Raw genomic sequence first — 18,388 nt, forward strand, 5'->3', positions numbered from 1 at the left:
CCGCCGCGGTGACGACCCGCGCGGTGGCGCAGGCCGCGGCGTTGCAGCCGCCGGCGATCTACCGGCTCTTCGAGGACAAGGACGCGCTGCTGGACGCGGTGGCCGAGCATGTCTTCGCCACCTATGTCGCCGGGAAGCAGCAGGCTCCGCGCGCCGACGACCCGGTCGCGGACCTGCGGGCGGGCTGGGAGACCAACATCGGTTTCGCCCTGGCGAACCCGGGGGTCTACGGACTGCTCACGGATGTGTCGCGCGGCTCGCGCTCGCCCGCGTTCCAGGCGGGCACGCAGGTCCTGCGCGACAAGATCCACCGCATCGCCGCGGCCGGCCGGCTGCGGGTCAGCGAGCGGCGCGCGGTCGAGATGATCCAGGCCGCCGGCACGGGCGCGATCCTCATCCTGCTCGCCACCGCGCCGGAGGAGCGCGACAGCCGGCTCACCGACGCCGTCTACGACGCGGTCACGCGCGCCATCCTGACCGACGAGCCCGCCCTTGACCCGGCCGGCCCGACCGCCGCGGTCGTCGCCTTCCGCACGGTCGTCCCCCAGCTCGGCACGCTCACCGAGGCGGAGCGCGCCCTGCTGCTGCAATGGCTGGACCGCGCCGCCGGGTGACAGATGTCAGCGGCCGTTGTGAAAATGCGCCCGACAGCCCTCGCTCGCGGGAAAGTGCCGGACCCCGGTGCCATCATGGGCGGGTGAGCACGATGGAGATCACCGAGTCCGTTCTGACCGAGCTGAGCCGGCCGGAGTGGCTCGTCGTGCACTACCGGCGCGACGACGACAGCTACACCGGCTGGTCGTTGCATGCGTGGGGCGACATCGCGCCCGGCGCGGAGACGGACTACGCGGCCGGCCACCCGTTCGCGGGCGAGGACGCCTTCGGCCGGTTCGCCTGGGTGCGGCTCGCCGACGGCGCACGCGACGTCGGCTTCCTCGTGGTCGACAGCGCGTGGGGCAAGGATGTCGCCGAGGACAGGCACGTCGACCCGCGCGTCACGCCCGAGATCTGGCTGCTGCCGGGCGACCCGCAGATCTATCCGTCGGCGGCGGCGGCCGGCTTCCCCGCCCCGGTCCCACCCGGCGACGACCACGTGGTGCTGCACTACCGCCGGCCCGATCTGGACTACTCCGGGTGGGGCGTGCACGCCTGGGAGGGCACGCCGGCCAAACCGATCTGGGGTGCGCCCATAGCGCCGGCCGCGTTCGACACGTTCGGCGCGGTCTTCCGGGTGCCGGTGCGGCCCGACGCCGCCGGAGTGCGTTATGTGATCCATCGCGGCGACGCGAAGGACCTGCCCGACGACCAGCGGCTCGACCTCACCGTCGCCCGCGAGGTGTGGCTGGAGGCGGGCACCGCGGCGCCCGTCCGCCCCGATCTGCGCTCGCTGGGCCCGGAGCTCGACCCGGCCCGGGCCCTCGCGGTGTTCGTCGACCGCACCACGGTCGCGCTGCCGGCCTGGCTGGCGGAGCGGGGCGTCACGTTCGCGCTGGTCGGGGCGCCGGGCGGGGACCTGCGCCGCGCCGGCGACGAGCTGGCCGGCGAGCGGACGACGCTGCCGCTCACGCCCCGGCCCGGCGGGCTGTTCCAGGCGCAGAGCCGGCAGTTCCCGCACCTGCGGGCTTACAAGGCGTTCGCCGTGCCGGAGCTGGGCGACGCCGCGCTGGCCTATCTGCTGCGCGGGCAGCTGCTGGTCGCCGGCCGCGACCAGGGCGGGCGGCTCGCGGCGCTGACCGCCGTCCAGCTGCCCGGCGTGCTCGACGATCTCTACGCGGAGGCGGCCGGCGCCCCGCTGGGCCTGGTGGACGGCACGCTGTCGGTGTGGGCGCCGACCGCGCGCGGCGTGGTGCTCGAGCTGTCCCGCACCCCGGCCGACGAGAAGCCCAAAGAGCTGCCGATGGAGCGCGACGCGGCCACCGGCGTGTGGAGCGTGCCGATCAAGCCGAAGTGGCTCGGGCGCTTCTACCGCTACCGCGTCGAGGTGTGGCACCCCGCCGCGCAGCGCATCGTCACCAGCGTGGTCACCGATCCCTACTCGCTGTCGCTGGCGGCCGACTCGACCCACACCCAGCTCGTCGACCTCGGCGACCCCGCGCTCAAGCCGCCCGGCTGGGACGACGCCGCCCGCCCCGCGCCCGTGCCGCCCGCCCGGATGCAGGTCGCCGAGGTGCATGTCCGGGACTTCTCGATCGCCGACCAGACCGTGCCCGAGGCGCACCGGGGCACCTTCCTCGCCTTCGCCGACGACGACTCGGCCGGGATGCGGCACCTGCGGATGCTCGCCGAGTCCGGGCTGACCCACGTGCACCTGCTGCCGGCCTTCGACTTCGCGAGCGTGCCCGAGCGGCACGCCGATCAGGCCAGCCCCCTGTGTGCCCTGTCGTCCTTTCCCCCCGACTCGCCGGAGCCGCAGCGGGCCGTCATGGCCGTAGCCGACCGCGACGGGTTCAACTGGGGCTACGACCCGCTGCACTACACGGCCCCCGAGGGCAGCTACGCGACCGAGCCGACCGGCAGCGCCCGGGTGCTCGAGTTCCGCCGGATGGTGGCCGCCCTGCACGCCGCCGGGCTGGGCGTGGTCATGGACGTCGTCTACAACCACACGATGGCCGACGGGCTCGCCCCCTTCAGCGTGCTCGACCGGATCGTGCCCGGCTACTACCACCGGCTGCTCGCCGACGGCACGGTCGCCGAGTCGACGTGCTGCTCCAACACCGCCACCGAGCACCTGATGATGGGCCGGCTCGTCGTCGACTCGGTGGTCACCTGGGCCCGGGAGTACAGGATCGACGGCTTCCGCTTCGACCTCATGGGCCACCACCCGCGCGCCAACATCCTCGACGTCCAGCGGGCGGTGGGCGCCGGCGTGCACCTCTACGGGGAGGGCTGGAACTTCGGCGAGGTGGCGTACGACGCCCGCTTCACCCAGGCGACCCAGGTGCATCTGGCCGGGACGGGCGTCGGCACCTTCGACGACCGGCTCCGTGACGCCGTCCGGGGCGGCGGCGCGCACGGCGACCCGACGGTGCGCGGCTTCGCGAGCGGCCTCGGCTCCGCGACCCCGCTCGCCGTGCACGACCGGCTCAAGGTCGGCCTGTCCGGCGCCCTCGCGTCCTACCGCTTCGTCACCTCCACCGGCGCCGAGATGTCCGGCGCGCAGATCGACTACCACGGCTCGCCCAGCGGCTACACGGCCGCGCCGGGCGAGTGCGTGACCTACGTCGACGCCCACGACAACGAGATCCTCTACGACGCGCTGGCCTTCAAGCTCCCGCGCGACACCCCGATCCTCGACCGCGCCCGGATGCAGCTCCTCGCCCTGTCGTTCGTGACCCTCGGGCAGGGCACCGGCTTCTTCGCCCTGGGCAGCGAGCGGCTGCGCTCCAAGTCGCTGGACCGCAACTCCTACAACTCGGGCGACTGGTTCAACCAGATCCGCTGGGACCCCGCGACGGGCAACGGCTTCGGCCTCGGCCTGCCGCCCCACCCCGACAACGCGTCGCAGTGGGAGTTCGCGCGCCCGCTGCTGGCCGAGCCGTCGCTGGTGCCGCCCGCCGAGGTGATCGAGATGGCCTCCGCCCGCTTCGCCGAGCTGCTGCGCATCCGCCGCTCGACCCCGGTCTTCGGCCTCCCGACGGCCGAGGAGGTCCAGCGCCGCCTGACCTTCCCGCTCGGCGGCCCGGCCGAGACCCCCGGCGTCCTCGTGATGTGCCTCGACGGGACCGGGCTGGACCCGCGCTGGTCCACCGTGGTCACCGTCTTCAACGCGACGCCCGAGACCACCGCTCAGACCGTGCCGGCCCTGGCGGGGGTCGAGCTGACCCTGCACCCTGAGCTGCTCGCGTCGGCGGACCCCCTGCTGCGGACGGCCACCGCGGACACCGCCACGGGCACGCTGACCGTCCCGCCACGCTCCGTCGCCGTCTACGTCGCCGGGCTTTCCTAGGTCGCCGCCGTGCGCGAGATCGTGGCCCGGCGGGCGCCGGTGTTACAGGTCCTGGCCCGCTGGGCCACCGGAGCCCTGGACTGAGCGCGGCGCCTCCACACGTTCTCGGTGGACCGCCCGGGCGCGCCGCCCCACTACCATCGCCGGGGGCTTCGCACATTCACCACCGAGGAGGGCGAGCGCCGGTGACTGCTTTCATTTCGCACACGACCGTCGACTGCATCAACGCGTACGAGCTGTCGCGCTGGTGGCAGACGGTGCTGGACTGGACCGACGACCCGGAGGACCCGAACCTGCCGGGCCACGAGGAGTGCATGATCCTGTCGCGGGACGGGCGGCACAAGGTGCTCTTCATCGAGGTGCCGGAGCCGAAGCCGGCGACGAAGAACCGCATTCACTTCGACCTGAGGCCGGTCGAGGGGTCCCGCGACGAGGAGCTGGCGCGGCTCGTCGGGCTGGGGGCGGCCGAGGTGAGCGACCTGCGCCGGCCGGACGGCACGGGGTGGGTCGTGCTGGCCGATCCGGAGGGCAACGAGTTCTGCATCCTGCGCGGCGAAGCCGAGATGGCGGCCGGCGCATGACATCTCGCTCTCTCCCGGCCCGGGCCGGGGCGATCGCGGGCGGGGCGGTGCTGCTGGCACTCGCCGCCGGGTGCACGTCCAAGGACGCCGAGCCCGAGCCGCAGCCCGGGCCCTCCGCCGCAGCCCTGCCCTCCACGGCGGCCGGGTCGCCGCCGGCGTGGCGCGAGCCGGCCGACTACGCGTACACGGTGGAGCGCCGGTGTGACGGCAAGCCCTCGCTCGGCACGTACGAGGTGACCGTCGCCGGGGGCGAGGTCGCGGACGTGCGGCGCACCGGCGGGCAGGCCACCACCGGCGAGGAGGAGATCGACCCGCCGACGCTGGGCGGCTTGCTGGAGCTGGCGCGGACGGCGGCCGACGACGGGGGACAGATGGCCGTCAGCTCGGACGCGAGCGACGGCCACCCCGTGCTGATCTCCTTCGACGTGTCAGAGTCGGGCACGAACGACGACAACACCTGCTTCCGGATCCTCGCGTACACGCCTACGCGGTGAGCACCGCCTCCGCGGCCTTCGCGATCGTGGCGCGGTCGTAGTCGAAGTAGGGGCGGAGGGCGGCCGGCGCCGCGGTGCGGCCCCAGTCGTACAGCAGCTTCTGGGTCTCCAGCGAGCCGTCGTGCCAGCGGCGCAGCACGTCGTGGAGGTTGAGCGGTGCGGGGGAGGCCTCGCCGTCGCCCAGCAGGGAGGCCAGCACCGGGACGGCCTCCGCCGGGCTCAGCGTGCCCAGCCGGACGCGTTCCATGACGGCGAAGCAGTCCTCGAACTGGCGTTGCGCGCCCGGCAGCTCGGGGCAGAACGAGCCCGGCACCGGCCCCTGATGCAGCCGGGCCGGCACCTCGGGGTCGGCCGTCTCCAGGAACCGGTAGTAGCTGCCCGCGACCCGGATGACGCCGAGGTTCCAGGCGAGGTACCACATCTTCGACCAGGCCCGCCACAGGTCGAAGTCGCGGAAGGCGATGTACGAGCCGGCGATCAGCTTGTCGTTGTTGTCGAGGATGTTCTGGCTGAGCACGTCGAGGTGCGCGAACCGGGCCGCCGAGAAGTCGCCCTCCGCCCGGGCCGCCAGATAGGTGGGCACGAAGGCCTCGATCACCGCCATCGTGTTCGCCATGCCCCGGCTGAACAGCGCGTCGATCGCCCCGGCCGCGTGGCTCATCAGGATCCAGCGGTCGCCGACGGTCTGCCGCGACGAGAACTGGGTGCGCCCGGTCGACACCCACGGGAACGCCACCGAGGCGTCCGCGAACTGGCGCCTGATCGACGGATATCGCGCGAGGAACTGGTCCCACTCCTGCTGCGGCGGCACGCCCTCGACCCGGGGGAACCGGGCCGAGTCAAGGTTGAGTCCGACGCTGACCAGATCGGACTCGCTCTCCGCGTGGTTGTCGAACGGGATGACCCACATCCAGCCGCCGTCGAACAGGTGATGCAGCGTGCCCTGGTGCCACAGGTTCGGCTGGCCGCTCGACTCCTCCACGCTGTCGTACGGGCGCACCCCGCGCATGTGCGTGAAGATGGTCCGCGAGTCGGTGCGGAACCGGCACGGCTCCTCGCGCAGCCCGTACGCGTTCGCGAGCACCGACGTCCGCCCGGTGGCATCGATCACGTACTCGCTGCGGATCGCCTCGCCGGAGGAGAGGTGCACGATCGCGTGGCCGGCGGTGATGTCCACATCGGAGACGCGCACGCCTTCCCGGGCCACGGCGCCGTAGCCGACCGCCGCTCGGAACAGGTACTGGTCGATGTCGGCGCGCATCAGGTGCGACTCCGGGCCGAAGGGGCCCTCCGAGACGCTGCACTGGGTGACCTCGTACGGGTCGTGCTCGACGTCCGGGCGGTGATGGACGAAGCCGAAATTGGTCTTGATGCCGCAGCGCCTGCTCGCGTGCGCCCGGATGCCCGCGGAGGTCGACATCTGCGCCAGCTCCGGCACGTCGTAGCGGGCGGCGAGCAGGCGCATCAGGAACGACGTCTCGCCGATGGTCGACTCGCCGAGCGCGAAGCGCGGGTGCCGGGCGCCGTCGACCAGCGCCACCGGGATGCCCTGCCGGGCGAGGATCGCGGCGACGGTGCTGCCGCCGATGCCGCTGCCGAGGACGGTCACTTCGACGTTGATGTCCATGTCTTCCCCCCGGTGCGGCGCTGCTGCTCCCCATCGATCGATCGTGAACAGTTCTCATTGTCACTGTGGACAGTCGGGGGCGCTGCCCCGTGCGTGGACTTGGCACAATTCCCGGCCGGTCCGGGTGGCTCCCGCCGGGCCGGCCTGCTTTCGCTTGCTCCTCGCCGGGCGGGCGGGCTTGCTGCCCGCCTGCTCTTCGTCAGGCGGGGGTGAGTGCTCGGGGGGGCCGGCTCTTCGTCAGGCGGGGGTGAGCGCTCGGAGGGCGGCGGCGACGGCCTGCTCGCGGAGGGTGGTCGTCAGCTCCGGCTCGTCGGCGAAGAGGATCACGGTGTCCTGCAGGCCGCCGAGGGCGACGACGGCGCGGACGCGGTCGGCCGGGTTGATGCCGGTCAGCACGGCGTCGATCCGGGTGCGCCAGTTGACCGCCGCGTCGTAGAACTCGAGCGCGTTCAGGGCGCCCACGTCGCGCAGCAGGCCGAGCAGCAGCCGGCGGTGCTTGCAGCAGAGGTCGAAATAGGCCTCGAGCAGTGCGCGCGGCTCCGCCGGCATGGTCGTCAGGAACTGCTCGAGGTCGGTCGCCATCGGCTCCACGAGGCTGCGCAGCAGGTCGGTCTTGGACTTGAAGTGGTAGTAGAGCGCCGCCTTGCTGATGCCGAGCCGGCCCGCGATCTCGCTCAGGCTGGTCCGCTCGAAGCCCTGGGTGGTGAAGAGCTCCTCCGCCACGGCGCGGGCCTGTTCGCGGGTGTCGGCATTCGTACGCGGCATGTGCCAATCGTAGACATGACCTTGCTTACCTGCCGACCGGTAAGTAACCATGGGTCGCATGAGGACAGTGCTGATCTCCGGGGCGAGCGTCGCCGGCCCCGCGCTTGCGTACTGGCTCCACCGGCACGGGTTCGAGGTGACGGTGGTGGAGAAGGCGCCCGAGGTCCGGGGCGGGGGCTATCCGATCGACCTGCGGGGCCCGGCCGTCGACGTGGCCGGGCGCATGGGGCTGCTGCCCGAGCTGCGGGCGGCCCACATCGACACGCGGACCATCACGGCGTACGACCGGCGCGGTCGCAAGATCGCGGCGCTCGACGCGGACCTCCTCGCCGGCAGCGGGGACGACCGGCACCTCGAAGTGCCCCGGGGCGGCCTGGCGTCCCTGCTCTACGCGGCCACCAAGGACCGCGTCGGCTACGTCTTCGGCGACTCGATCCGGACGCTCGAGCAGGACGCCGGGGGAGTGCGGCTGACGTTCGAGCAGGGTGCGCCGCGCACAGTGGATCTCGTCGTCGGGGCGGACGGCGTGCACTCGCTGACCCGCGGGCTCGCCTTCGGGCCCGAGGAGGACTACTTCCACTACCTGGGGCTGTGTTTCGGGGGCTTCACCGTGCCGAACGCGGGCGGGCTCGCGTACGAGGTCGTGCTGCAGACCGAGGTCGGGCGGGGGCTGGCGCTTTACGCCGTCCGGGACCAGCCGTGGGTGCACGCCCTGGCCGGCTTCGCGGGGCCGCAGCCGCCGCGCGGGTGGACGCCCGGCGACCTGCGCGCGATGGTGGCCTCGCGGCTGGCGGACTTCGGCGGTGAGGCGCCGCGCGTGCTGGCGGCGCTGCGGACCGCCGACGACCTGTACTACGACATGGTCGGCCAGATCCGGATGCCCGGCTGGAGCGCGGGCCGGGTCGCCGTGGTGGGCGACGCCGCCTACGCGCCGTCGTTCCTCTCCGGCCAGGGCACGAGCCTCGCGCTCGTCGGGGCCTACGTCCTCGCGGGCGAGCTGGCCCGGGCCGGCGGCGACCACGTCGCGGGGTACGCGGGCTACGAGCGGGTGATGCGCGACTTCGTCCGCCAGAACCAGGAGCTGGCCGGCAAGGGCTCGGCGACGGTGGCGCCGCGCACCCGGGCCCAGCTGTGGGCGCGCAACCGGGCCCTGCGCCTGATGCCCCTGCTGGCCCGGCTGGGCCTCGCGGGCCGGCTCGAGCGCCGACCCGCCTACACCGCCATCGACCTGCCGGACTACTGAGCCGGAATCCGCCCCGGGAGGCTGGGCCGGGTCACCCCGGCCGACCGAGCCGGGGTGACTCCGAGAGGCTGAGCCGATGTCACTCCGGGAGGCGGGGGCCCGCCTCGCGCTGGGAGGCGAGCCAGGCCTCGACGTCGGCGGAGGAGCGCGGCAGGCCGGCCGACATGTTGCGGTAGCCGTCGGCGGTCACGAGGATGTCGTCCTCGATGCGGACGCCGATGCCGCGCAGCTCCTCGGGGACCAGCTCGTCCTCGGGCTGGAAGTAGAGGCCCGGCTCGACCGTGAGGACCATGCCCTCGCGCAGGTCGCCGTCGCGGTACTGCTCCTTGCGGGCGTTGGAGCAGTCGTGGACGTCGATGCCGAGCATATGGCCGGCGCCGTGCAGGGTCCACCGGCGGTAGACGGTGGACTGCTCGGAGACGGCCTCGTCCACGCTGACCGGGAGCAGGCCCAGGGCGTCGAGGCCCTCCGCCAGCACGTGCATGCAGGTCTTGTGGATCTCCGAGTAGGGCACGCCGGGCTTGATGACCTCCATGCCGGCCTGCTGCGAGGCGTGCACGATGTCGTAGACCTGCCGCTGCAGCGGGCTGAACGTGCCGTTGACCGGGACCGTGCGGGTCACGTCGGCCGTGTAGAACGAGGTGCCCTCGACGCCCATGTCCATGAGCAGCAGCTCGCCGGGCGTGGTGACGCCGGTGTTGCGCACCCAGTGCAGGATCGTCGCGTGCGGGCCGCCGCCCACGATGCTGCTGTAGCCCACGTCGTTGCCGTCGTGCCGGGCGCGCAGGCCGAAGACGCCCTCCAGCAGGCGCTCCTTGACGCTGCGGTCGGCGGGCAGCACCCGGGCGACGTCCTCGAAGCCGCGCACGGTGGCGTCGATCGCGTCCTGCAGCTGGGCGATCTCCCACTCGTCCTTGATCAGCTTGAGCTCGGAGATCGCGATGGCCAGGGCGCGGTCGCGGCGCACCTGCGGGTCGGGGTCGTAGCCCAGGATCGCCCGGTCGACGGCGGCGTCGAGCCCGCGCAGCACCCGGGTGCGCGAGGGGGCGAGGTCGGCGAGGGCGTGGCCCAGCTGCTCGTAGGGCCGGGTCTCGATGCCCAGCTCGGCCGAGCGCTCCCCGAGGGTGTGCCGGCGGCCGACCCACAGCTCGCCGTTGCGGCTGCGGAAGAACGCGTCGGTCTCCTTGGAGTTGCGGTCGTGCGTGTAGACGACCGCGTCGTGGCCCGAGCCGCTCGGCCGCATGATGAGCACGCCGTCGGGGTCGGCGTCGCCGGTCAGATAGACGTAGTCGCTGCCCGGCCGGAAGTGGTAATCCGTGTCGTTGGCGCGGACCTTTTCCCGGCCGGTCGGGATGACCAGCGTCTCGCCCGGGAACGCGGCCGAGAGCTCGGCCCGCCGCTTCGCGTAGTTAGGGGCCTCGGGGCGCGCGGTGACCTCGAGCGCGTCGTTGCGCCAGCCGGTGCGCATGAACTGCAGATACGCCTCCGGGAAGTCCGGGTCGTGCGACTCGGTCCTCGCCTGCTCCGCCATGGTGGGCCCTCCCTCGTTGTGCCGCCCCTGACGTTACCGCCTCGGCGCGTGGCGCCCAAAGATCAACTATTCGCTCGGGGGCTGGGCGTCCGGGCCGGCCCCGCAGGTCAGGCCGCCAGGGTGAGGCAGGCCACTCGGGCGCCTGCCGTTCCGGCCTTTCCCGCACCCGTACGTGTGGACTTCTCGTGCACCACCAGCGACCGCGGCGGCCGGGCGGGGTCGAACACCCATTCCTGCCGCGCCATCGAGTGACCACCGCCACGCTCGTCGGCCGTGAAGTCGAGCCAGACCTCGTTGCGCGGGTTGGCGTACGAGGGGTCGACCGAGGGTTTCGACGGGTCCGCCTGGTGCTGATAGTGGGGCCCGGCGTCGTCCGGCTCGGTCGTGCACGGCTGGGTGTGCAGGTGGGCGCCGTAACTGCGCCGCGGCACCATGCCCGTGACCGTGAGGCCGATCATGAGGCCGGGAGTGACGGCGGCGAGCTCGACCTTGGCGGTGGCGCCGGAGGGGACGATCGTGGTGTCGTACGTGATGGCTTGAATGGCCTTGCCCTCGGGCTGAAAGGTGCCGGCATAGGTCCGCACGGCGTCGGGTGCCGGGCCCGAGGGGCTGGCGCTCGTGACCACCGCCGCGGGCGCCCCCGTGACGATCCACGGCGTGGCGGCCGGCGGGGGCTGCGGCTCGGTGCGCGGGCTCTGCGCGGTCGGGGCGCAACCCGCGAGGCTGGCGGTCAGGGCGATAAGTCCGGCGGCGCGCTTCATGTCCGGATTCTTCCAGTGGATCACCGGCCGGGCGAGCATCCGGGGAGTGTTAGCTTTCTCGCGCCGCCTGCCGGCGGCGCGGAGAGGACCGGAGGGGATCGGCATGGGGTACGCGGTCGTGCTCGGCGAGGCACTCGTCGACCTGCTGGAGACCGAGCGGGACGGCGAGCTGATCTATCGGCAGGCGATCGGCGGCGCCCCGCTCAACGTCGCCGTCGGCGTCACGCGCCTCGGCGGCCGGGTCGACTACGTCGGCTCGCTCGGCAACGACACCCTCGGCGACCGCATCGCCGCCTTCCTGCGCCAGGTCGGCGTCGGCATGGACGCGACCGTCCGCGTCCCGGTGCCGACCACGCTCGCCGTGACCACCTTCGAGGGCGCGGAGCCGACGTTCCAGTTCTACGGCGAGCCGCCGTCCTACTCGCTGGTCCGCCCGGAGGACGTCACCACCGACCGCGTCGCCGGCGCCGACGTGGTCTACGCCGGCTCGATCAGCCTCATGCGCGAGCCCTTCCAGAGCGCCGCCCGCGCCGCCTGGTCCGTGGCAGGTCCGATCAAGGTCTTCGATCCCAACGTACGCCCGAAGCTGCTCCCCGACGCCGCCGCGGTGACGTCCCTGCGCGACCTCGTCGAGGGTTATTTCGCCACGGCCGACCTCGTGAAGCTCAGCTCCGCCGACGCCGAGGTCCTGTGGGACAAGGCCGGCCCCGAGGCCGCCGCCCAGCGCATCCTCGGACTGGGCGCCAAGGCCGTCGTCGTCACCTGCGGCGCCCAGGGTGCCCACGTCGCCACCCCCGCGGGCGCGACCACGCTCCCGGCGCCGTCGGTCCACGCGATCGACGCCACGGGCGCGGGCGACTCGGTGATGGCGGCCCTGGTCAGCCGCCTGCTCGCCGGCGGCGTTCCGGAGGACCTGGCCGGCTGGCAGCAGTACGTGACCTTCGCGCTCGCCGTGGCCGGCCTGGTCTGCGAGCGCCCGGGCGGCGCCGTGGCGATGCCGACACCGGCCGAGCTGACCGCCCGGTGGGGCGCGCTGATCTGACCGGGCGCACCGCCCTGAGCGGCAGCCGGCGGGGACCCGCCCGCTGCGGCCTCACGCGTTGTCGAGGGCCCGCTCGATGAAGCGCTGGCGGTCGACGAGGGTGCGCTCCACGCGCACCTCGGCCACCACGGTCTCGCCGTCCCGGACCTCGACGTCGAAGAACAGCCGGCGCCCGTCCACCTTCACCAGCGTCGCCTGGGCGGTGACGCGCCGGCCGACCGGGCTGGCGGCGCGGTGCTCGACCTCGGCCCGCGTCCCCACGGTGGTGACCCCGGCGGGCAGCTGCCGCGCGGTCGTCGCCACGGTCGCGGTCTCCGCGAGCGCCAGCACCCGCGGCGTGCCCAGCACCGGCACGTCCCCGGAGCCGAGCGCCTGGGCGGTGTCGGCGTCGGTGACGGTCAGCTCCACCCGGGCGCCGGGCCCGGGAGCGAACTCCGGAAGGTCCATACCGTCAGCTTAGGACCGATCAGGCCGCTGCCGTCCCGCGTCACCCGCCGGTGCGTGACCCGCTGGTGCCTCCCCGGCCGCCTCCCCGGCCGCGGCCACTGCGTGACCCCCGGCCGCGGCCACGGTGGACGTCGCGAGGGGGCGGGGGCTGCGGGCCAGGCGGGCGCGCTCGGCGAGCTGGATGGCCAGCCAGTAGGCCTCGGCGAGATCCCGGTCCTTGGCGACGGCGGCGCGGCCTCCGGCGGTGTCGGCGTAGACGGTGGCGAGACCCAGGAGCCGCTGGATCGGGCCGCGGAGGACGCGGACGCTCTGCATGCGGGCGTACGGGACCAGGGTCATCTGGCGGGTGACCACCCCCGACCGGGACACGAACACCTCGCCCGCCAGCGCGATCCCCAGCCCCCGCCAGCCGATGGGCTGCAGCCAGCGCGCCCGCCGCGGCGCCGGCACCGTGGGCAGCGCGCCCAGGTCGACGCCGGGCAGCACCTCCCACACCAGCAGCCGGCCGGCCTCGAACACCCCGACCGGCAGCAGACTGTCCGCGCTGTTGTCGGTGTCGCCTCCCGGCGCCGCGATCCCGGCGATGTCCAGCCGCAAGCGTAGCCAGCCCTGCAGCCGCCACAGGAACGGCCACGTCACCCCGATCGTCTGCACCCTGTTCAGCGGGACGACCTGACTCCGCGTCTCCAGCAGGCCGTACCGCACGCCCAGCCGCCCGGCGGTGTCGCGGGAGAGCCGGAAGTTCCAGTCGCGCAGCACCCGGCGTACGGGCTGGAGCAGCACACCCGCCATCGCCGTCACCGTGCTCGCGATGCCGATGAACGTCCACGAGCCCTCGAGCACGAACTGCATCACCACGAACGCGACGCCGACCGGCAGGAAGAACGCCTGCGGTGTGAGCAGCTGACTGACCACGAGGTCCCGGTTGACGACCCGGAAGATCGGCCGTTCGGGCTCCTCGACGACATGCCCGGGATGGTCCGCGTGTTGCTGGGCGGTCCGGCTCTCACCCGGCGCGCGCCCGGCAAGGGCCAGCAGGCGGGCGCGCAGCGCCACGGCGTCCCTGACCGTCAGGTACGCGAGCGGCGCCTCCGTCTTCCCGCCGCCGACCACCTCGAGCCGCAGCTCGGCCAGGCCCGTCAACTGTGCCAGCAGCGGGCGGCGCACCTCCACGGACTGCAGCCGGTCGAGCGGGATCGCCCGGTTGCGGCGCCACAGCAGCCCGTCCTGGATGCGCAGCTCCCTGTTCACCACGTGGTAGCCGGTGTTGAGCCATCCGATCAGCGAGAAGATCACCACGCCGACCGCGATCGCGCCCACCACCAGCGCGAACACCTCGAGGCCCACCTGCGACAGCGTCTGCCAGCTGAGCGCGGCGACGATGACGGCGATCGACTTCGCGCCGTTGAGCAGCGGGCTCAGCGGGTGCAGCCGGCGGCGCGGCTCCTCCCGGGGGCCCGGCTCCTCCCGGGTGCCCGGCTCCTCCCGGGTGCCCGGCTCCTCCCGGGGGCCCGGCTCCTCCCGGGTGCCCGGCTCCTCCCGGGCGCCCAGGCCCTCCCGGCCGGCTGCCCCCTCTCGGCTGGCTTCTCCCTCGCGGGCGCCGGTTGCTTCGTCGCCGCCGGGCCGGCCGGCGGCCGGGGCGCCGGGCGTGTCGGGGGCCGGGTCGGCGGTCTCGTCCCGGCGGGCGTCGGCGGCGGTCACAGGCCCTCGGCCCGGTCCTCGCCCAGCGCGGTCAACCGGTCGCGCAGCCGGGCGGCCTCCTCGGGCGGCAGGCCGGGGATCTTCGCGTCGCTCGCCGCCGCGGCCGTGTGCAACTGGACGGTGGCCAGCTTGAACGCGCGCTCCAGCGGTCCGGCGGTCACGTCGACGAACTGCATCCGGGCGTACGGCACGATGGACAGCCGCCGGATCACCAGGCCGTGCCGGACGAGGAGATCGTTGTCGCGCTCCGCGTAGCCCCAGGCGCGCACCGCCCGGACGGTCACCCACGAGCGCCAGACCGCGAAGACCAGCTCCGCCCCGAAGAGCACCGGCCACAGCCAGAAGCCGGTCAGCGCCCAGCCGACGCCGAGCCCCGCCAGCACGACGACGACCCAGATCGCCCGGTTGATCAGCTCCACAGTGATCAGGCTCGGCGAGACGGGCCGCCACGGGACGGTGTCGGGCCAGGGTTCCAGGGCGCTCTGCGGGCCGTAGCCGGGCGGTGGCTCGTACCCCGGGGGTGGTCCGTAGTGCGGCGGAGGTCCGTAGGGGGCGGGCCCGGCGGGCGGTGGGCCGTAGGCGCCGGGCGTGCTTGTCGGCGGCGTGTGCGCCTGGTGCGGCGCGTCGGCCGGGTGGGGGGTGCCGGGCGTGCTCACGCCGGGAAGCTCGCTCACCCCTGAAAGACTAGGCGGTGGCGGGAAACGCGGTCACCTCGCGCAGGAAACCCCGCGCGCCCAGGAAGTCGGACAGGTGCTCGCGGTGCTGGTCACAGGCCAGCCAGGTTTTCCGGTACGCGGCGTCGTGCAGCTTGGGATTGTTCCACCGCAGCGCCCACGCCGCGGTCGCCCGGCAGCCCTTGGCGGAGCACTGCACCGCCACTTCCTCATCCACCCGCAAACCCTATCCGCCGGCGCCGAGGCCACCTGGCACGGCTGCTCCGCCGGCGCCCGAGGTCGCCCGGCACGGCTGCTCCGCCGGCGTGATGGCCACCCCGCACCGCTGCACCGGTCGGATCGATGAGGTCGGAAGGCTTGCTCCGCGCCCGGGCGGAAGCGCTCGCCCGGGGGAGTGTTTGAGCGCCGGGCGACCACGGGGGAAGTCGCCCGGCGACGGGGTGAATGCTACACGGGCGGCGGCGGGTCGCGTCCACCCGCCGCGGTGCCCGTCCGTGCTCATCGCGAAGAAAGATCGACATGTTCGCCGCCCGGGTCGGCGCGTAATGCGGCACTGGCGGACCACTCCGAGCGCGGTCGTGTAAGTCTTGGGGGTCGGCACGCACGCCGATCCCGCCCGGCCGCCGCGCCGGGCCGGGCCGGAGTGCCTGCCGACGTGACCGCACAGTGCAGACCAGCTGTTGGAGGACCGGTGGCCGAGCCGACCACGCCCGAGGGCCTGACCAGCGCCGACACCGGTGCGCCGGTGCCGCCCGCGCAGGACGCCACGCAGCTCGAACGGGCCATGTTCGAGGTCAAGCGGGTGATCGTCGGGCAGGATCGGATGGTCGAGCGCATGTTCGTGGCGCTGCTCGCCCGCGGCCACTGCCTGCTGGAGGGCGTCCCCGGTGTCGCGAAGACGCTGGCCGTGGAGACCCTGGCCCGGGTGGTGGGCGGCTCGTTCTCCCGCGTGCAGTTCACCCCCGACCTGGTGCCCGCGGACATCGTCGGCACCCGGATCTACCGCCAGTCGAGCGAGAAGTTCGACGTCGAGCTCGGCCCGGTCTTCGTCAACTTCCTGCTCGCCGACGAGATCAACCGCGCGCCCGCCAAGGTGCAGTCGGCGCTGCTGGAGGTCATGGCCGAGCACCAGGTGTCGATCGGCGGCGAGAGCCACCGCGTGCCCGACCCCTTCCTGGTCATGGCCACGCAGAACCCGATCGAGCAGGAGGGCGTCTACCCGCTGCCCGAGGCCCAGCGCGACCGCTTCCTCATGAAGATCGTCGTCGGCTATCCGACCGACGCCGAGGAGCGCGAGATCGTCTACCGGATGGGCATCAGCGCCCCCGAGCCCAAGCAGATCTTCACGGCCGAGGACCTGCTCAACCTGCAGCGCCGCGCGGACCAGGTGTTCGTGCACAACGCGCTGGTCGACTACACGGTGCGGCTGGTGCTCGCCACCCGCGCCCCGGCCCAGCACGGCATGCCGGACGTGGCGCAGCTCATCCAGTACGGTGCCAGCCCCCGCGCGTCCCTCGGCATCGTCCGCGCGACGCGGGCCCTCGCGCTGCTCCGCGGCCGCGACTACGCGCTGCCCCAGGACGTTCAGGACATCGCCCCGGACATCCTCCGGCACCGCCTCGTGCTGAGCTACGACGCGCTGGCCGACGACATCCCCGCCGACCACATCGTCAACCGCATCATGGCCAGCGTCCCGGTGCCCTCGGTCGCCGCCCGCCAGGACACGGCCAACGGCCAGCCCGCGCAGGTCTCGGGCGTGCCGGCGCCGTTCGGCGGCCACCCCGGCCAGCCGTACCCGGGCCAGCCGCACCAGGGCGGCCACCCGCAGCCGCCGTTCGGGCAGCCGGTCGGCCACGGTCAGCCGCTGAGCGCCGGTCAGCACCCGGGCCAGCCGCAGGGCCATCCCGGTCAGCACCCGGGCCAGCCGGCGCCGGGCCTCTCCGGTCAGCAGCTGGGCCAGCCGGCGCAGGGCCACCCCGGCCAGCCCGCGGACCAGGCCCTCCGCAACGGCCAGCCGCAGGCCTGGCCGGGCCAGCAGTGACGGACCGCTGATGACCAGCGCCGACACGCCGCCCCCGGGTGAGGCCGCCGCGCCGCCCGGGTGGAACTCGACCCCTCCGGAGGGCATGCCCACCCTGGGCGCCCCGGTGCCGCCGAACGGCTCGCCTACGCCCGGCGGCGTTCCGGACGCCTCACCTGCGTTCGGCGGCGTGCCGGACGGCTCGCCCGCGCTTGGCGGCGTTCGGGGCGAGTCGGCTCAGCTCGGCGGCGTGCCGGACGGGTCGGCTCAGCTCGGCGGCGTTCCGGGCGGGTCGGCTCAGCTCGGCGGCGCTCCGAACGGGTCGCCTGCGCAGGGCTTCCCGGGTGGCATGCCGCTGGGAGCTGGGTCCGGTGCCACGCGACCCGGCCGGGGCGGGACGCTCGACCTGCCGCCGGTGAGCGCCGGTTCGGGAACGGCGCGTGCGGAGGCCGTACTCTCGCGTCTGCAGCTCTTGGTCACCCGCAAGCTGGACGGGCTGCTGCAGGGTGACTACGTCGGGTTGTTGCCCGGGCCCGGCAGCGAGGCCGGCGAGAGCCGGGAGTACAGGCCCGGCGACGACGTGCGACGCATGGACTGGCCGGTGACCGCGCGCACCACGTTGCCGCACGTCCGGCGCACGGTCGCGGACCGGGAGCTCGAGACGTGGATGGCGCTCGACCTGTCCGCGAGCCTCGACTTCGGCACGGCGAACTGTCTCAAGCGCGACCTCGTCCTCGCCGCCGCCACGGCCATGGCGCATCTCACGGTGCGCGGCGGCAACCGGATCGGCGCGGTGGTCGGCACCGGGTCGGGCCGGCCCGTCCCCGAGCCTCGCAGCGGGTGGTCGTGGCTCCGGCGCAGCCGGCGCGCGGAGGCCGTACCCGAATCGGCCGCGGTGGTCCGCATGCCGGCGCGTCCCGGCCGCAAGGAGGCGCAGGGCCTGCTGCGCGCGATCGCGCGCACCGAGATCAGGCCCGGCCGCGCCGACCTGGGCGCGCTCATCGACATGCTCAACCGCCCGCCGCGCCGCCGGGGTGTCGCGGTCGTCGTGTCCGACTTCATGGCGCCGGTCGGCGGCTGGTCGCTGCCGCTGCGCAAGCTGGCGGTCCGCCACGACGTCCTGGCCATCGAGGTGGTCGACCCGCGCGAGCTGGAACTGCCCGATGTCGGCGTGCTCACCCTCGCCGACCCGGAGACCGGCGCCCTGCACGAGGTGCAGACCGCGGACCCCAAACTGCGCCAGAGGTACGCCGAGGAGGCCGGCCGCCAGCGCGCGGAGATCGCCCGCGCGTTGCGCGCCGCCGGGGCGGCCCACCTCCGCCTGCGCACGGATTCCGACTGGCTGCTCGATGTCGTACGCTTCGTCGCCGCGCAGCGCCACGCCCGCACCCGGGGAACGACCCGATGACCGCGCCGGCTCGCACCAAGTCTTCGCGCGTCGACCCGCTCCTCGTTCTCTGCGGGTCGGCTCGCTCCGAAGTTCTGCGCCGACTCGCTTCGAGGGCTGTCACTTGCCGCGGGCGGCGGTCCGATGACACGCTCGCATCGAGGGACGA

General features: G+C 73.9%; 15 protein-coding genes and 1 pseudogene. 8 read left to right on the plus strand and 8 right to left on the minus strand.

The window, feature by feature from the left end; all coding sequences use genetic code 11:
- The 4 genes from RBH18_RS22675 to RBH18_RS22690 form a co-directional block, all read left to right on the plus strand.
- Nucleotides 1–614 (plus strand): TetR/AcrR family transcriptional regulator (locus RBH18_RS22675; protein WP_306210983.1); only part of this gene is annotated, 614 nt, incomplete at its 5' end.
- A 92-nt stretch (nt 615–706) separates the two neighbouring features.
- Complete coding sequence (gene pulA, locus RBH18_RS22680; RefSeq protein WP_306211035.1) at nt 707–3,946, plus strand: pullulanase-type alpha-1,6-glucosidase; 3,240 nt, start codon at nt 707–709, stop codon at nt 3,944–3,946.
- A gap of 185 nt (nt 3,947–4,131) precedes the next feature.
- A complete protein-coding gene (locus tag RBH18_RS22685; protein ID WP_306210985.1) occupies nt 4,132–4,527 on the plus strand; it encodes a VOC family protein in 396 nt (131 codons plus the stop codon).
- Entirely contained in the window at nt 4,524–5,021 is a 498-nt protein-coding gene (locus RBH18_RS22690) for a DUF6174 domain-containing protein (protein WP_306210987.1), read from the plus strand. Before RBH18_RS22685 ends, RBH18_RS22690 begins: the two co-directional genes overlap by 4 nt.
- Here RBH18_RS22690 and RBH18_RS22695 read toward each other — a convergent pair.
- Nucleotides 5,011–6,648 carry an NAD(P)/FAD-dependent oxidoreductase gene (locus RBH18_RS22695; RefSeq protein WP_306210989.1) on the minus strand — a complete coding sequence of 546 codons (1,638 nt, stop codon included), beginning with the start codon at nt 6,646–6,648 and terminating at the stop codon, nt 5,011–5,013. The two genes, RBH18_RS22690 and RBH18_RS22695, sit on opposite strands and share 11 nt — an antisense overlap.
- Nucleotides 6,649–6,885: 237 nt before the next feature.
- Complete coding sequence (locus tag RBH18_RS22700; RefSeq protein ID WP_306210991.1) at nt 6,886–7,413, minus strand: TetR/AcrR family transcriptional regulator; 528 nt, start codon at nt 7,411–7,413, stop codon at nt 6,886–6,888.
- A 58-nt stretch (nt 7,414–7,471) separates the two neighbouring features.
- Here RBH18_RS22700 and RBH18_RS22705 point away from each other — a divergent pair, with 58 nt between their 5' ends.
- A complete protein-coding gene (locus tag RBH18_RS22705; protein WP_306210993.1) occupies nt 7,472–8,656 on the plus strand; it encodes an FAD-dependent monooxygenase in 1,185 nt (394 codons plus the stop codon).
- Nucleotides 8,657–8,735: 79 nt separating this feature from the next.
- On the opposite strand, the gene RBH18_RS22710 is transcribed toward RBH18_RS22705, so the two are convergent.
- Together RBH18_RS22710 and RBH18_RS22715 are read right to left on the minus strand one after the other, a co-directional pair.
- On the minus strand, nt 8,736–10,187 hold the full coding sequence (locus RBH18_RS22710; RefSeq protein WP_306210995.1) for an aminopeptidase P family protein: 1,452 nt from the start codon (nt 10,185–10,187) through the stop codon (nt 8,736–8,738).
- A gap of 107 nt (nt 10,188–10,294) precedes the next feature.
- Nucleotides 10,295–10,987: a superoxide dismutase family protein gene (locus RBH18_RS22715; protein ID WP_306210997.1), complete on the minus strand. Its 693-nt coding sequence runs from the start codon at nt 10,985–10,987 to the stop codon at nt 10,295–10,297.
- Nucleotides 10,988–11,051: 64 nt separating this feature from the next.
- Between RBH18_RS22715 and RBH18_RS22720 the strand changes: the two genes are divergently transcribed.
- Nucleotides 11,052–11,990: a carbohydrate kinase family protein gene (locus tag RBH18_RS22720; RefSeq protein WP_306210999.1), complete on the plus strand. Its 939-nt coding sequence runs from the start codon at nt 11,052–11,054 to the stop codon at nt 11,988–11,990.
- Between the two features lie 51 nt (nt 11,991–12,041).
- Here the strand turns inward: RBH18_RS22720 and RBH18_RS22725 are convergent, their stop codons facing one another.
- From RBH18_RS22725 to RBH18_RS22740, 4 genes are all read right to left on the minus strand, one after another.
- Entirely contained in the window at nt 12,042–12,437 is a 396-nt protein-coding gene (locus RBH18_RS22725) for a thioesterase family protein (RefSeq protein WP_306211001.1), read from the minus strand.
- Between the two features lie 9 nt (nt 12,438–12,446).
- Nucleotides 12,447–14,138, minus strand: coding sequence for a PH domain-containing protein (locus RBH18_RS22730; RefSeq protein WP_372338966.1), 1,692 nt, complete (start codon nt 14,136–14,138; stop codon nt 12,447–12,449).
- Nucleotides 14,135–14,614, minus strand: a complete 480-nt coding sequence (locus RBH18_RS22735) for a PH domain-containing protein (RefSeq protein ID WP_306211039.1) — start codon at nt 14,612–14,614, stop codon at nt 14,135–14,137. Before RBH18_RS22735 ends, RBH18_RS22730 begins: the two co-directional genes overlap by 4 nt.
- A gap of 208 nt (nt 14,615–14,822) precedes the next feature.
- Complete coding sequence (locus RBH18_RS22740; protein ID WP_306211003.1) at nt 14,823–15,029, minus strand: hypothetical protein; 207 nt, start codon at nt 15,027–15,029, stop codon at nt 14,823–14,825.
- Between the two features lie 474 nt (nt 15,030–15,503).
- Here RBH18_RS22740 and RBH18_RS22745 point away from each other — a divergent pair.
- Together RBH18_RS22745 and RBH18_RS22750 are read left to right on the plus strand one after the other, a co-directional pair.
- A pseudogene (locus RBH18_RS22745) lies at nt 15,504–16,601 on the plus strand (AAA family ATPase); the annotation flags it as partial.
- 580 nt (nt 16,602–17,181) lie between these two features.
- Nucleotides 17,182–18,240 (plus strand): DUF58 domain-containing protein, encoded by a 1,059-nt coding sequence (locus RBH18_RS22750; protein WP_372338967.1) that lies wholly within the window; start codon nt 17,182–17,184, stop codon nt 18,238–18,240.
- Nucleotides 18,241–18,388: the final 148 nt, after the last annotated feature.

The sequence above is a fragment of the Actinoplanes oryzae genome, assembly GCF_030757795.1.
Taxonomy (GTDB): Bacteria; Actinomycetota; Actinomycetes; order Mycobacteriales; family Micromonosporaceae; genus Actinoplanes.

What these genes read in the sequence shown, in the direction of transcription:
- RBH18_RS22720 (WP_306210999.1), top strand. Translation starts at nt 11,052, where the DNA reads ATGGGGTACGCGGTCGTGCTCGGCGAGGCACTCGTCGACCTGCTGGAG.
- RBH18_RS22710 (WP_306210995.1), bottom strand. Translation starts at nt 10,187, where the DNA reads ATGGCGGAGCAGGCGAGGACCGAGTCGCACGACCCGGACTTCCCGGAG.
- RBH18_RS22695 (WP_306210989.1), bottom strand. Translation starts at nt 6,648, where the DNA reads ATGGACATCAACGTCGAAGTGACCGTCCTCGGCAGCGGCATCGGCGGC.
- RBH18_RS22725 (WP_306211001.1), bottom strand. Translation starts at nt 12,437, where the DNA reads ATGGACCTTCCGGAGTTCGCTCCCGGGCCCGGCGCCCGGGTGGAGCTG.
- RBH18_RS22750 (WP_372338967.1), top strand. Translation starts at nt 17,182, where the DNA reads ATGCCGCTGGGAGCTGGGTCCGGTGCCACGCGACCCGGCCGGGGCGGG.
- RBH18_RS22690 (WP_306210987.1), top strand. Translation starts at nt 4,524, where the DNA reads ATGACATCTCGCTCTCTCCCGGCCCGGGCCGGGGCGATCGCGGGCGGG.
- pulA (WP_306211035.1), top strand. Translation starts at nt 707, where the DNA reads ATGGAGATCACCGAGTCCGTTCTGACCGAGCTGAGCCGGCCGGAGTGG.
- RBH18_RS22705 (WP_306210993.1), top strand. Translation starts at nt 7,472, where the DNA reads ATGAGGACAGTGCTGATCTCCGGGGCGAGCGTCGCCGGCCCCGCGCTT.
- RBH18_RS22700 (WP_306210991.1), bottom strand. Translation starts at nt 7,413, where the DNA reads ATGCCGCGTACGAATGCCGACACCCGCGAACAGGCCCGCGCCGTGGCG.
- RBH18_RS22715 (WP_306210997.1), bottom strand. Translation starts at nt 10,987, where the DNA reads ATGCTCGCCCGGCCGGTGATCCACTGGAAGAATCCGGACATGAAGCGC.